12 protein-coding genes are annotated in these 13,203 nt (G+C 65.0%); 7 read left to right on the top strand and 5 right to left on the bottom strand.

Annotated features, from left to right (window positions below; translation table 11 throughout):
- Nucleotides 1-11: 11 nt before the first annotated feature.
- The 3 genes from HUI96_RS15915 to HUI96_RS15905 all read right to left on the bottom strand — a co-directional run bounded on the left by HUI96_RS15915 (nucleotide 12) and on the right by HUI96_RS15905 (nucleotide 3,696).
- The gene (locus tag HUI96_RS15915; RefSeq protein WP_237684157.1) at nucleotides 12-1,157 is read right to left on the bottom strand and encodes a glycosyltransferase family protein; all 1,146 of its coding nucleotides are present in this window, start codon (nucleotides 1,155-1,157) and stop codon (nucleotides 12-14) included.
- Nucleotides 1,142-2,368 (bottom strand): glycosyltransferase family 4 protein, encoded by a 1,227-nt coding sequence (locus tag HUI96_RS15910; protein ID WP_425299226.1) that lies wholly within the window; start codon nucleotides 2,366-2,368, stop codon nucleotides 1,142-1,144. The genes HUI96_RS15915 and HUI96_RS15910 overlap by 16 nt, the downstream gene beginning before the upstream one ends.
- Nucleotides 2,369-2,493: 125 nt before the next feature.
- The gene (locus HUI96_RS15905) at nucleotides 2,494-3,696 is read right to left on the bottom strand and encodes a glycosyltransferase family protein (RefSeq protein ID WP_188255654.1); all 1,203 of its coding nucleotides are present in this window, start codon (nucleotides 3,694-3,696) and stop codon (nucleotides 2,494-2,496) included.
- A 218-nt stretch (nucleotides 3,697-3,914) separates the two neighbouring features.
- On the opposite strand from HUI96_RS15905, the gene HUI96_RS15900 reads away from it, so the two are divergent.
- From HUI96_RS15900 to HUI96_RS15880, 5 genes are all read left to right on the top strand, one after another.
- Entirely contained in the window at nucleotides 3,915-4,949 is a 1,035-nt protein-coding gene (locus tag HUI96_RS15900) for a BMP family protein (protein WP_188255653.1), read from the top strand.
- A 137-nt stretch (nucleotides 4,950-5,086) separates the two neighbouring features.
- Nucleotides 5,087-6,649, top strand: coding sequence for an ABC transporter ATP-binding protein (locus HUI96_RS15895; protein ID WP_188255837.1), 1,563 nt, complete (start codon nucleotides 5,087-5,089; stop codon nucleotides 6,647-6,649).
- A gap of 207 nt (nucleotides 6,650-6,856) precedes the next feature.
- Nucleotides 6,857-7,906: an ABC transporter permease gene (locus HUI96_RS15890; RefSeq protein WP_188255652.1), complete on the top strand. Its 1,050-nt coding sequence runs from the start codon at nucleotides 6,857-6,859 to the stop codon at nucleotides 7,904-7,906.
- A complete protein-coding gene (locus tag HUI96_RS15885) occupies nucleotides 7,906-8,850 on the top strand; it encodes an ABC transporter permease (RefSeq protein ID WP_188255651.1) in 945 nt (314 codons plus the stop codon). The genes HUI96_RS15890 and HUI96_RS15885 overlap by 1 nt, the downstream gene beginning before the upstream one ends.
- Complete coding sequence (locus HUI96_RS15880; protein ID WP_188255650.1) at nucleotides 8,847-10,127, top strand: amidohydrolase family protein; 1,281 nt, start codon at nucleotides 8,847-8,849, stop codon at nucleotides 10,125-10,127. Before HUI96_RS15885 ends, HUI96_RS15880 begins: the two co-directional genes overlap by 4 nt.
- Before the next feature lie 96 nt (nucleotides 10,128-10,223).
- Here the strand turns inward: HUI96_RS15880 and HUI96_RS15875 are convergent, their stop codons facing one another.
- Together HUI96_RS15875 and HUI96_RS15870 are read right to left on the bottom strand one after the other, a co-directional pair.
- Complete coding sequence (locus tag HUI96_RS15875) at nucleotides 10,224-10,469, bottom strand: hypothetical protein (protein WP_188255649.1); 246 nt, start codon at nucleotides 10,467-10,469, stop codon at nucleotides 10,224-10,226.
- 202 nt (nucleotides 10,470-10,671) lie between these two features.
- Nucleotides 10,672-11,151: a CAP domain-containing protein gene (locus HUI96_RS15870; protein ID WP_237684156.1), complete on the bottom strand. Its 480-nt coding sequence runs from the start codon at nucleotides 11,149-11,151 to the stop codon at nucleotides 10,672-10,674.
- 270 nt (nucleotides 11,152-11,421) lie between these two features.
- Between HUI96_RS15870 and HUI96_RS15865 the strand changes: the two genes are divergently transcribed.
- Both HUI96_RS15865 and HUI96_RS15860 read left to right on the top strand, forming a co-directional pair.
- Nucleotides 11,422-12,186, top strand: coding sequence for a DeoR/GlpR family DNA-binding transcription regulator (locus HUI96_RS15865; protein ID WP_188255648.1), 765 nt, complete (start codon nucleotides 11,422-11,424; stop codon nucleotides 12,184-12,186).
- 80 nt (nucleotides 12,187-12,266) lie between these two features.
- Nucleotides 12,267-13,175 carry a LysR family transcriptional regulator gene (locus HUI96_RS15860; protein WP_188255647.1) on the top strand — a complete coding sequence of 303 codons (909 nt, stop codon included), beginning with the start codon at nucleotides 12,267-12,269 and terminating at the stop codon, nucleotides 13,173-13,175.
- Nucleotides 13,176-13,203: the final 28 nt, after the last annotated feature.

The raw sequence follows: 13,203 nt of genomic DNA, 5'->3' as shown, positions 1-13,203 counted from the left end.
CCGCCACCATTTCAAAACAAGGTGCGGAGCAGTCTCGCCGAGCCACGCGCTCCGTCGAGGTCGAGCCGGGCGGACGGCGGCTTCGGCTGCGCCAGGGCGCGCTCGATCGCGCCGGCGAGGCGCTCCGGCGTGAGATCGTCTTCCGCGATCATGCTGGCCAGCCCGAGTTGTGCCAGCCGTTCGGCCCTGGCCGTCTGCTCTGTCTCCCCGCCCGCGCTGAACGGGATCAGCAGGGAGCGGCAGCCGGCGCCCAGAAGGTCCCCAACCGTGTTGTAGCCGGCCTGCGACACGGAGAGCTCGGCGCTGGCCAGAAGGTTCGGAAAGTCTTCGCGGAAGCGCATCACCTTCAGGTGCGGCGGCGCCTCGGCTGCGGCGCGGTCAAAGGCCTCCTGCGGCAGGTTCGGTCCGGTGATCAGCCCCCATGGGACGTTTTCGGGCAACAATTGCGCTGCCTCGACCGTCGCGGAAACGAGGCGCGTACCCGCGGCTCCGCCGCCAGCCGAGATCAATACGGGGAACGCCTCGCCGGCGGGCGTTGGAGGCTGGCCGGCCACCAGTCCGGTGTAGCCGACGCGCGGCCTGATTTCGGAGGCGAGCGGAAAGGTGTCCTCTAGGCGGGCGAAGGAAGGATCGCCATGAACCATGACCAGGTCGAAGTGATCGTTGAGGAGCGCCAGCGTCTCCTCGTTGCGGCCCGGCTTGACCTTCTCCTGCAGCAGGTCGCGGATCGACGTGACCAGGCGCGGCCGAGGAGAAAGGTCCCGGATGGCGTCGAGCAATGGCAGCAGTTCGAAGCGCATCTGCCGCCGTCCGAATGGAAATGCTTCAAGGATGACGATGTCCGGCCTGCTCTTCCTTAGGGTTTGCAGCAGGAGATCCGTCCGCCTGGCGCGGAACGCGTCGTCGATCGGGTTGCCGTCGTCGTCGACGAGGCCCGAGAAGGATTCGGAGCGCGATCGGACTGACGGCAGGGCCACATGATCGACCTCGGCTGACGGGAATCCCGGCACCGGGCGCCCGCCCGTGACGATCGTCACCTCGAACCCATCCGCCTTCAGGGCGGAGGCCACTCGGCTTGCACGCGCGAGATGTCCGATTCCGAGCAGATGCTGGACGTAGAAGAGAACCTTGGGGCCGGGCATCAGGCTTGCTGCCATTCCTTTTCGAAGAGTTCGACCAACTGGCCGATGCTCGCATGATGGTCGAAATGATGTCGCACCCGGTGCTCGGCCGCCGCGCCGAGCCGCTCCCGCAGGCCGGGATCGGTGATCGCTCGAACCAGTGCTTCGGCCAGTGCGCGCGGATCGTCCGGCTCGACCAGCAGGCCGGTCTCGCCGTCGGTCAGGAGTTCCGGGATGCCGGAGACCGCAGTGGTCACGCAGGGGAGCCGCTGGCTCGATGCCTCGACGAGCACGTTCGGCAGGCCGTCGCGATCCCCGTCCGCGGCGATCCGGCAAGCGAGAGCGAAGAGGTCTGCGTGGCGGTAGTGCGCCAGCACTTCCTCCTGCGCCAGCGCGCCCTTCCAGGCCACGCGATCGGCGATCCCCAGCTTCGCCGCAAGTACCTTGAGCTCACCGAGTTTCTCGCCGCCGCCGATATGGACGAAACGCCAGGAGAGATGAGCCGGCAGCAAGGCAAGCGCCTCGAGCAATGTATCGAACCCCTTCTTCTCCACTGCCCGGCCGACGCTGACGATTGTGACCGGCCTGTCGGGATCGGAGCCGTCTGCTCCGGAGCGCGCGCCGTGAAACGGCCCGAACCGGTCGAGGTCGAGGCCGTGATAGCTGAGGTGCACCTTTGATGGCTTGCTTGCCAGCGCTTTCAAGTGCTCGAACCCGGACCGGGTGCAGGTGACGACCCATGAGGCGTGGCTGAGCTTGGAGCGCAGGTCCCAGTCTTCGGAGGTCCAGATGTCTTTTGCATGCGCCGAACAGGTCCATGGAATACCCGTGATCGTGCTCGCATATGAGCCCACCGAGCCCGGAGTATGGATGAAATGGACGTGCAGCCATTCCGCGCCTTTCGGCCATTCCGCCGCGAGCACCAAGGCCTGACCCAGCCTACGGACGCGGTTGCGTGACGGATCGCGGAGAAGATCGGGAACAAAGCGAGCAAAGGCCCGCCAGAAGCCTGCGGTGAACACTCCGCGCGCTGTCGCCTTGAGCACGCGCCAGGGTTCCTCGTGCAGGTATTCTGGCAGGTAGAGAACGGGTGCGCGGATCTCGTCGTGGACGGGATGGCGCTTCTTGTCGGTAGGCCGGCGCATCGAGATCAGCACAAGCTCCATCCCCGCCCTCTCCAGGCCGAGCAATTCTTGCGCGATGAAGGTTTCGGACAGGCGCGGATAGCCCTTCAGGAGGACCGCGATCGTGCGCCGCCGTGTGTGGCGGAGCTCCGCGGCGTCTGGACCGGATAAGTCGGAGAATTCCACGAGTGCTATTTCTGATTGTCCAGAGAGTTGGCGAGGGGGTCCAGTTTGTTCTACCCCCGGCGCTATACCACCGACAGCTGCGGTGCTGGCCGCTCGTCCAGCCAGTCCCCGACAATCTCCGAGATATGGGTCAGGCCCTCCAGGCGGAGATCCGGCCGGGATCGCGACGGCGGCGTCCGGTGCGGCAGCGCCTTGAGTGCCGCGGCGAAGCGCTTCGCGTCGGCAGACTCAGCCGGAAGCAGCATGTCGATCAGTCCCAGCTCTGAAGCGCGCTGCGCGCGGATGAGTTGCTCTTGGCGCGGCGCCAGACGGGGCACGATCAGCGCCGGCTTGTCGAAGGACAGGATCTCGCAATAGGTGTTGTAGCCGCCCATCGCCACGACGGCCTTGGCGCCGGCGACGAGTTCCTCCATGCGGTTGTCGAATTCGCGGACCTCGATGTAGGGGATCTTGGCGCTTTTGGCGATCAGCTTCTCCCGCTTCTTCGCCGGCATGTAGGGCCCGAGCACGATCAGCGCCTTGTGGGTCAACTCCGGTTCCTGCTGGTACGCGTGAATCACGTCATGGACCAGGTCCGCGCCGTCTCCGCCGCCACCGGTGGTGACGAGGATATAGTCTCCTTTCGGCCGGTGGGTTGCTCCGCCATCCTGAGACAGGCTGCGCTGCAGGAAGCCGACGAAGTCCATCTTCGCCCGCACCGAGTCCGGAACCTCAAGCCCGGTGAGAGGGTCATAGAAATCCGGCGGACCATAGACCCAGATCCGGTCATAGAAGCGGCTTATCTTGCGCATCGTGTCGCGGCGGGCCCACTCCTCGTCGAGCAGGTGCGGCGCGTCCATGACGTCCCTGAGCCCCAGGACCAGCGTGGTGCCGCGCATCTTCAGGTAGCCAAGCGTCTCCTCGACCTCGCCCTTGAGGCCCATAGGCTCCTTGTCGACGATGAAGATGTCCGGCTGGAACGTCTCTGCGGTGTGGCGGATGATCGACTGCCGCATCTTGAGCGTCTCGTGCACGTCGATATGTCGCTCCAGCGAGGTGTATTCGCCGTTCCGCAGCTTGATCACGCTCGGGATCTTCACGAAGTCGACGCGCGCGCGGTAGTCGAAGGCTCCGGCGATCTGCGCGCCGGATATAATCAGCACATGAAGGCCACGGAAATCCTCGACCAGCGAATGCGCGATCGTGCGACATCGCCTCAGATGACCGAGGCCGAAGGTGTCGTGGCTATACATGAGAACACGAGCGTGTTCGAAGCGCCGCATCATCCCCGGGTCACCTTGGTCGTCGCCTCTCCGCGGCGTTCCGCTCGTCGAGCGCACCACGATATACGAAGCCGATATAGTCGGTCTATGCCTTCGCTGCAGCCTTACCAAAGGTGAGGACATCCGGGGTTTGCCGCTTGTGCGAAATTCGCATAGCCTTTACCGCACGATAATGCGGGTCGCCTGAGGTCCCGAGGCTTGCCAACCAGAGGTGGACAAAGATGAGCAATGACAATGCCCGCCGGGGTTTCTCCGGTGTTTCCCGTCGCACCGTTCTGAAGGCGGCCGGCGCCGGCGCAGTTCTTTCCGCGGCGGGGCTGCCCAGCCGGCTGTTCGCGCAGGAGCCGCTGAAGGTGGCCGCGATCTACACGGTTCCCTTCGAGCAGCAATGGGTGAGCCGTCTGCACAAGGCCGCGAATGCCGCCAAGGACCGCGGCGAGATCGAGTACGTCGCCACTGAGAACGTCGCCAACAACGATTATGAGCGCGTGATGCGCGAATATGCCGAGGCCGGCAACAAGCTGATCCTGGGCGAAGTCTTCGGGGTCGAGGACGCCGCCCGCAGCGTCGCGGCGGACTATCCGGACGTGGCGTTCCTCATGGGGTCGAGCTTCAAGCCTGATCCGGCCCTGCCAAACTTCTCCACCTTCGACAACTACATTCAGGATGCCTCGTATCTCTCCGGCCTCGTAGCCGGTGCGATGACCAAGTCGAAGAACATCGGCATGGTCGGCGGCTATCCGATTCCGGAGGTGAACCGGCTGATGAATGCCTTCATGGCCGGCGTGAAGGAGGTCGCGCCCGACACGAAATTCCAGGTCGCCTTCATCGGCTCTTGGTTCGATCCGCCGAAGGCCAAGGAGACCGCCTTCGCGCAGATCGATGCCGGCGCCGACCTGATGTATGCCGAGCGCTTCGGCGTCTCCGACGCCGCCAAGGAACGCAAGGTCCTGGCGGTCGGCAACGTCATCGATACGCAGGCGGATTATCCCGACACCGTCGTCGTTTCCGCGCTCTGGCATTTCGAGCCGACGCTGGCAAAGGCCATCGCCGAGGTCAAGGCAGGAACGTTCAAGGCCGAAGACTACGGCGTCTACTCGTTCATGAAGGAGGGCGGCTGCTCGCTCTCCCCGCTCGGCACTTTCGAGGGCAAGGTCCCGGAAGAGACAATGAAACTGGTCGCCGACAAGGAGAAGGCGATCAAGGACGGCTCCTTCACCGTGGAAATCAACGACGCGGAGCCTAAGTCGAGCTAGCGCGACCCTCTTCTCCCCGTTAAGGGGAGGGTGACCCACGGAGCGGGCCGGGAGGGGGGCGCCGCAATCGCGCGCGTCTCACCTTGGCTTTGAAAATTCTCGATCAAGGACGCCGAGCCTTGCCCCAGCAACCCGACCTGGCGGCCTCGCCGCCACTCTCTCCTCAAGGGCGGGGGGAGCACGGAGCCCCGGTCCTCCGCCTCCAGAACATCACAAAGCGCTTCGGCTCGCTGACGGCAAATAATGCGATCTCGCTCGATCTCGCGGCGGGCGAGATTGTGGCGCTTCTGGGCGAGAACGGCGCTGGCAAGACCACATTGATGAACATCCTGTTCGGCCATTACGTGGCCGATGAGGGTTCGGTCGAGGTTTTCGGGAAGCCGCTGCCGCCGGGCGATCCGCGTGCCGCGCTCGATGCCGGGGTCGGCATGGTCCACCAGCATTTCACGCTGGCCGAGAACATGACGGTCCTGGAGAACATCGCGCTCGGCACACAGCCGATGTGGCGCGCGCGGTTCGACCGGGTCGCCGCACGGACGCGGATACGGTCGCTGTCGTCCGACTTCGGCCTTGCCGTCGATCCCGATGCCGTGGTCGCCGCCTTGACCGTGGGCGAGCGGCAGCGGGTCGAAATCCTCAAGGCGCTCTACCGCAATGCACGCATCCTCATTCTCGACGAGCCGACCGCGGTGCTCACGCCGGCCGAGAGCGAGGCGCTGTTCAAGACGCTGAAGCTTCTGGTCGCCCAGGGACTCTCGGTCATCTTCATCTCGCACAAGATGGCCGAGGTGATGGGTGTCAGCGACCGCGTCATGGTGCTGCGCGCCGGCAGGGTCGTCGGCGAACGCCGTACGAGCGAGACCACGCGCGCCGAGCTTGCCGCGCTCATGGTCGGCGAGGAGATCGCCCCGCCGCAGATCAGGGACGTGCCCTATGGCGGACAGGTGCTCGTGCTGGACGGTGTTTCGACCGCTGGCAGGAGTTCCGGTGCTTCGCTCGACAACGCATCGCTGACGCTGAAGAGCGGCGAGATCTTCGGCCTGGCCGGCGTTTCGGGCAACGGACAGGCGGCACTGTCGGGACTGATCTCGGGCACCGAGACGCTGCGCAGCGGAACGATCCATCTCTTTGGGGACGAGCACCGCGCCTGGACCACCCGCGAGGCGCTGCAACTCGGCATCGGGCGAATTCCTGAGGACCGCCACGCCACCGGCACGATCGGCGACATGAGCGTGGCCGAGAACCTGATCCTGGAGAGCTATCGCTCCCCCCGCTTTTCCCGGCAGGGTTTTCTGCGCCGCGACGCCATCAAGGAGTTCGCCCGCGAGATCATCGCTGACTACGACGTGAAATGCCCCTCGCCGGATGCGCGCGTGCGCCTGCTTTCCGGCGGCAACATGCAGAAGCTGATCCTCGGGCGCGCCCTCGATCCCAAGCCGAAGCTGATCGTCGCGAACCAGCCGACGCGCGGGCTCGACGTGGGCGCGGTTGCCTATGTCCATCGCCGCCTAGTCGAAGCCCGCGACCATGGTGCGGCAGTGCTGCTGATCTCTGAAGACCTCGAGGAGATCCTGACCCTTTCCGATCGCGTCGCGGTGATCTTCAAGGGCCGCATCTCGCCGTCTTCAAAGAGAGGCGAGCGTTCGGTCCGGGAACTGGGCGAACTGATGGCGGGACACGGGCTGGAGGCGGCGGCGTGAGTGGTCAGAGCACGACGATTTCTCCCCCCTTGAGGGGGAGATGGCTGCGAAGCAGCCAGAGGCGGGCGGACAGGCCGCGCTCGACATCCTTCATCCGCCGAGCTTTGCAGCGGCGACTCCTCCCGGCGGCTTCGCCGCCTTGGGCGAGTCACTTGCCTCGCCGGTCCTTCGGACCCCCTCAAGGGGGAGGGAAGGCCGGAGCCTATCATGCGCCTTGAACCCAAACCCGCTCCGTCGCTCGCCGAGACGCTGCTCTATCCGGTCGGCGCCATCGTCGCGACGCTGGTGATAGCCTCGCTCCTGGTGCTGGCTGCCGGCGCCTCGCCGTTTTCTGTCTTCGCGCTTGTCGCGCGTGGGGCGGCCGGCTCGCAATTCGCCATCGTCGAGACGCTCACGCGGGCAACGCCGCTGATCTTCACCGGACTGGCGGTCGCGGTCGCCTTCCGGGCGCGGCTCTGGAACATCGGCGCGGAGGCGCAGCTTTATGCCGGCGCGGTCATCACCGTGGTGCTGGGCACAGGCTTGCTGCCGCTGCCCTCGTTCCTGCTCATCCCGCTGATCGCCATCGCCGCCATGCTCGCGGGCGCGCTGCTCCTGCTCGGACCGGCGATGTTGAAGACCCGCTTCGGCGTCGACGAGGTCGTGACGACGCTTCTCCTCAACTTCGTCGTCATCCTCTTCGTCTCCATGCTGCTCGAAGGCGTGCTAAAGGATCCGACGGGGCTCGGCTGGCCGCAGTCGCAGAAGTTGATCGCCGAGGCGCGGCTGCCGCGCATCATCCAGGGCAAGCGGCTGCACTACGGCTTCGTGCTCGCGCTGGTCTCGGCGGTGGTCGTGTGGATCATCATGAAGAAGACCGCGCTCGGCTTCGAGATGCGGGCAGTCGGTCACAATCCGGAAGCCGCCTTTTTCGCCGGCATCCCGGTCAACCGCGTGCTCGCCAAGACGGCGCTGCTCTCGGGCGGTCTCGCCGCACTCGCCGGCTTCTCCGAGGTGGCGGGCCTGAAGGGAAATCTCACGCTCGATCTCTCTCCGGGTTATGGCTACACCGGCATCGTGGTTGCGATGCTCGCCATGCTGAACCCGCTCGGAGTCGTGGCGGCGGCGATCTTCGTCGCCGGCATTTTCGTGGGGGCTGATGCGATGAGCCGCACCGCTGGCGTTCCGAGCTACATCGCCGATGTGATGGTCGCCACCGCGCTGTTGACTATGGTCGTGGCGATCCTGCTGTCGCGCTACAGGCTGAGGTGGGCGTGATGACCGAAGCCTTGGAAATCCTCTTCACCGCTTCCTTTTGGGTCGCCGCGATCCGCATCGCCTCGCCGCTGATCTTCGCCACCATGGGCGAACTGATCTGCGAGCGCGCCGGCGTGCTCAATCTCGGCATCGAGGGGATCATGACCGTCGGCGCCTTCGCCGGCTGGTTCACCGTCTATTCCGGCGGCGATCTTTGGACCGGCGTGCTGGTGGCGGCATTGTCAGGCGCGGCCTTCGGCCTCCTCCACGGAACGCTGACCGTTCCGCTGGGCCTCTCGCAGCATGTGGTCGGCATCGGCATCACCCTGCTTGCGACCAGCCTTACCTATTTCACCTACCGCCTGGCGCTTCCCGAAGTGACCTCGCCGCCGAAGATCGAGCCGTTCCAGCCGCTGCCGATCCCGGGTCTCTCGAAGATCCCCATCCTGGGCGAGGCGTTGTTCTCGCAGACGCCGCTAACTTATCTTGCCTTCCTGACGGTCGCGATCGTCGCCTGGGTGCTCTACCGCACGCCGCTCGGCCTTGCGGTCCGTGCCGCCGGCGAGAACCCGACCGCGGTCGAGGCGCAGGGCATCTCCGTATCCGGCATCCGCATCGGCGCGGTGATGGCGGGAAGCGCGCTGATGGCGGTCGGCGGAGCCTTCCTCACCATGTCAGCCTTCAATTCCTTCTTCTTCGAGATGATCAACGGCCGCGGCTGGATCTGCATCGCTCTCGTCGTGTTCGGCTCGTGGCGGCCCGGCAAGGCGCTGCTTGGAGCGATCCTGTTCGCGGCCTTCGACGCCTACCAGGTGCGGCTGCAGCAACTCACCGGCGGCATCGTGCCCTATCAGATCTTCCTTATGATGCCCTATCTGCTTTCCATCCTGGCGCTGGTGCTGGTGGCTCGCCGCGCGACCTACCCGAAGGCGCTGATGATCCCCTACCAGAAAGGCGAGAGATGAGTTTTGACCTGATCGTCAAGGGCGGAACGCTGCCGGACGGGCGCACCGCCGACATCGGCATCACCGGCGAAACGATCGCGGCGATCGAGCCGCGGCTGGACGCTGAGGCGGGCAGGGTGATCGACGCCTCCGGCGACCTCGTCTCGGCACCCTTCGTCGACCCGCATTTTCACATGGACGCGACGCTCTCCTACGGGCTCCCGCGCATCAACGCATCGGGCACGCTGCTCGAAGGCATCGCGCTCTGGGGCGAACTGAAGCCGCTTCTGACGCATGAAGCCGTGAAGGAGCGGGCGCTCGCCTATTGCGACTGGGCGGTGTCGATGGGCCTGCTCGCCATCCGCACCCATGTCGATACCTGCGACGACCGGCTGCTCGCGGTCGAGGCGCTGCTGGAGGTGAGAAAGGAGGTCGCGCCCTATATCGACCTGCAGCTTGTCGCCTTCCCCCAGGACGGTTTCTATCGCGATCCGACCGCGCGCGAAAACACCATCCGCGCCCTCGACATGGGCGTGGACGTGGTCGGCGGCATCCCGCATTTCGAGCGCACCATGGCCGACGGCACCCGCTCGGTGACTGAGCTGTGCCAGATCGCGGCTGAGCGCGGCCTGCGCGTCGACATGCATTGCGACGAGACCGACGATCCGATGTCGCGCCACATCGAGCAACTCGTCTACGAGACGCAGCGGCTTGGCCTGCATGGCCGGGTGAACGGCTCGCACCTCACCTCCATGCATTCGATGGACAACTACTACGTCTCGAAGCTGCTGCCGATGATGGCGGAAGCGCAGGTCTCGGCCTGCCCGAACCCGCTCATCAACATCGTCATCCAGGGCCGGCACGACACCTATCCCAAGCGCCGCGGCATGACGCGCGTGCCCGAGATGCTGAAAGCCGGCATCCGCGTCGGCTTCGGCCAGGACTGCGTGCTCGATCCCTGGTATCCGCTCGGCACCGCCGACATGCTCGACGTCGCGTTCATGGGCTTGCACGTGGCGCAGATGACGAGCCCGGCCGATATGCGCAAATGCTTCGACATGGTGACGGCCGAGAACGCCGCGATCATGGGTCTCGATCATCTCGGCCTGGAAGTGGGCAAGCGGGCGAGCCTCGTCGTGCTCGACGCCGGCAATCCGGTCGAGGCGCTGCGGCTGCGCGCCGAGCGACTGTTCGTAGTCTCGCGCGGCAAAGTTGTTGCCGAACGTCCGAAGCGGCCGACGCGGCTCGCGCTCCCGGGCCGGCCGGCGGAAGTGGTGCGGCGCCATACCTTGCCGTAGGCCACGATCCGGCTTTCCGCTTACGTTGTAGCGCCGTCGCTTGGACCGGACCATCCGGTGAGCTGTTGAGTCAGGCTCGCTGGGCAGTCTTCCGCTTCAAAAGATCTCCAGCATGCGAAGGATGGCGCGCCTAAAGGCCCGCAGACCCTGTTCCGAGTACTCGGCAAGCTCAGGGAGGAACGGAAGGGAGATGTACCGGGAGAGAATGAATAGAATCACGCCGGCAATCAGAACGGGATATAAAAGGTTGAAGAGAACTGGCAGCCAACGGATCGGTCGCCTGACCTTGGAGTGGTCGCCGGCATTGTCGTAGTTGATGTCGGCCCGGCCCCTCCTGGACACACCAACTCCAATCTACCGAGTCATAGCCGTTGGCTGCCTTGGCCCATCCCCGGCCAACTCTCAGTTGATTTAAGCCTCAACCTTCTGGGAAGATGCCTGAAATTTTCAGCTGCATCAAGAAGGATGTTTGCAAAAACTTACTCTATTCTTCGATGTTGAAAGTATCGGCTGGAATGCGCGTGCTGAGGGTGGTGCAATCGTTTCAGCTGCCGAGGACAAGTGCCCAGTAGCGCCTGTCGGAATTGCGGGGGTCGCCCGCATGCGCCAGGCCGAAGCGCGAGAAGCGGGGATCGAGCATGTTGCGACGATGCCCGGCCGAGTTCATCCAGCGCAAAAACAGCTCGTCGGGCTCCATCCGCCCGTATGCGATATTCTCCGCCGCGGCGCCCTTGATACGGTTGCCGCGAACGCGTGAGGAGAAGTCCTTGCCCCATCCGGTGGTGTGGTTCATCCGACCGCTCGCTGCCATGTATCTCGCCTGCTCGAGCGCGGCGCGGCCGAGATCGGCATCGGCGGCAAGCGGCGTAAGGCCGTGCTGGGATCGGATGCGGGCGAGTTGATCCTGCCCAGCGTTCGTGGCGAGAGAGGCCTGGACAGAATCGTAGGAACTGGTGCTGCAGGCGATCAGAGGCAGCATCAGGACAGCGCTGCCGGCTACCAGAAAATTGCGTCGACTCGTCATCGTTGGGCTCCGTTGAGCGCCAAACAGATAGAACTGATAATGGCGATTCGGGGGCTTGTGGCGATCGAGAATTATCTTGGCTATGGAAGTACCGCGGGTGCGCGGTAGTCTTCCCGATAACGATCCAGCGCCGCTCGAATTCTGCAGGTTCCCAGCGGTGCAGATCCAGCTTTGTGGCGGCTGCGACCGTTGTTGACCGGCGCCCTGCCCGATTTGTTGTGTTCTGACGCTTTCTCGCTTAGGAACAGGCAATATCTCAGGCGAGGCCAAATGAACCATTCCAAGCGGCACGGCGAGATTCTCCGCCTCGTTCAGGAGGCCGGCACAATCACCATCGCCGAACTGGCCGCCAGGCTGGATGTCTCGCTGGAGACGGTGCGTCGTGACGTGAAGCCGCTGACGAAAGACGGCTCCGTCCTGAAGATGCACGGTGCGATCGGGCTGCCGGCGCTGGCCGGCGAGGCGCCGTTCGAGCGCCGCATGCGCGAGAACGCCGAGGCCAAGCGCGTGATCGCGAAGCACGTGGCGGCAACCATACAGGACGGCGAGTCGGTGATGCTCGACACGGGCACCACGACCAGTTTCCTCGCGCGCGAACTGCTCAGCCATCGGCGCCTGACCGTCATCACCAATTCCTCCGACATCGCCCGCACGCTGGCGACTGTGAATGGCAACAAGGTCTACATGGCGGGTGGCGAACTGCGCAGCGATTCCGGCGCGGCTTTCGGCGGCTCGGCCGTCGAGTTCGTGAGCCGGTTCAGCGTCAACCATGCGGTGATCACCGCCGGCGCCGTCGACGCCTCGATCGGCATCATGGACTACAATCTCGAAGAGGCCGAGTTCGCGCGCATGGTGCTGTCGCGCGGCGCGCGGCGCATCGTGATCACGGACCATTCCAAGTTCGGCCGCCAGGGCCTTGTGCAGGTCTGCGGCTTCGATGGCATAGGGGAACTGGTCACGGACCAGATGCCGCCGCGCGATATAGCCATCGCGCTGGACAAGGCGGGCGCGACGCTGACGATCGCAGGCCAGTAGGGCCGGAGCGCTATGGTCACGGATCCGAAGCGCAAGCTGCCCGTCTTCCCTCCGCGCACTCCGGCCGTCTATATCGGGTCATGGCGTTTACGCTGAGGCAACTGCAGTATTTCGTGGCCGTAGCCGAACTGGGATCGGTATCGCGCGCGGCTCAGAATCTGTCGATCTCGCAGTCCTCCGTCACCGAAGCAGTCAAGGAACTGGAGAGCGATCTCGGCGTCACCCTGTTCGAGCGTCACCCGCGTGGGCTGACCATCACCCATAAGGGGCATCAGTTCCTGCGCCACGCCACCAAGATCCTGGCCGAGGTTTCCGACGCGCGAACCACCTTCTCCCGCGAACAGGAGTGGGCAGGGGGGCGGCTCCAATTGGGCGTGACGTCGCTCGTCGCCGGCTATGTGCTCTCCGATCTGCTGGCACGCTATCGCCGCGCCTTCCCCGGCGTGGACGTTGGCGCGATCGAGGACAATGGCGACTATCTCGAGCACCTGCTGGTCGGCGGAGAGCTCGACGTCGCCGTCATGGTCATTTCCAACCTGCGCGACCGCATGGCGCTGCAGGCAGAAATCCTCGAGGTCTCGCCCTACCGCCTCTGGCTGCCGCTCGGCCATGCGCTAGGCGACGCCGAGATCATCGGCATCAACGACATCGTCTCCGAGCCGCTGATCATGCTCACCGTCGACGAGATCGAGGAGAACACCGGCAAGCTTCTGGCGGCGCTCGGAGCCCGGCCGCATGTCGCCTTCCGCACCCGCTCGGTCGAGGCGGTGCGCAGCCTGGTTGCCACCGGCGCCGGCATCGCGCTCTTGCCCGACCTCGTCTACCGGCCGTGGTCGCTGGAAGGCGACCGCATCGAATCGCGTGATATCTCCGGCGCGCTGCCGGTGGTTCAGGTCGGCATGGTCTGGCGCCGTGGCTCCAGCCTGCCGCAGGCCGCGCGCGACTTCATCGGCATCGCGCAGGGACAGCGATCGATCCGGCAGCGCTGAGTCAAAAGCCTCTTCGCGGGACTTTCCG

The sequence above is a fragment of the Pseudaminobacter soli (ex Zhang et al. 2022) genome (assembly GCF_014595955.1).
GTDB classification, from domain to species: domain Bacteria; phylum Pseudomonadota; class Alphaproteobacteria; order Rhizobiales; family Rhizobiaceae; genus Kumtagia; species Kumtagia pseudosoli.
Note: the sequence above shows the minus strand (reverse complement) of the source record. Positions and strands in the feature narration are given on the sequence as shown.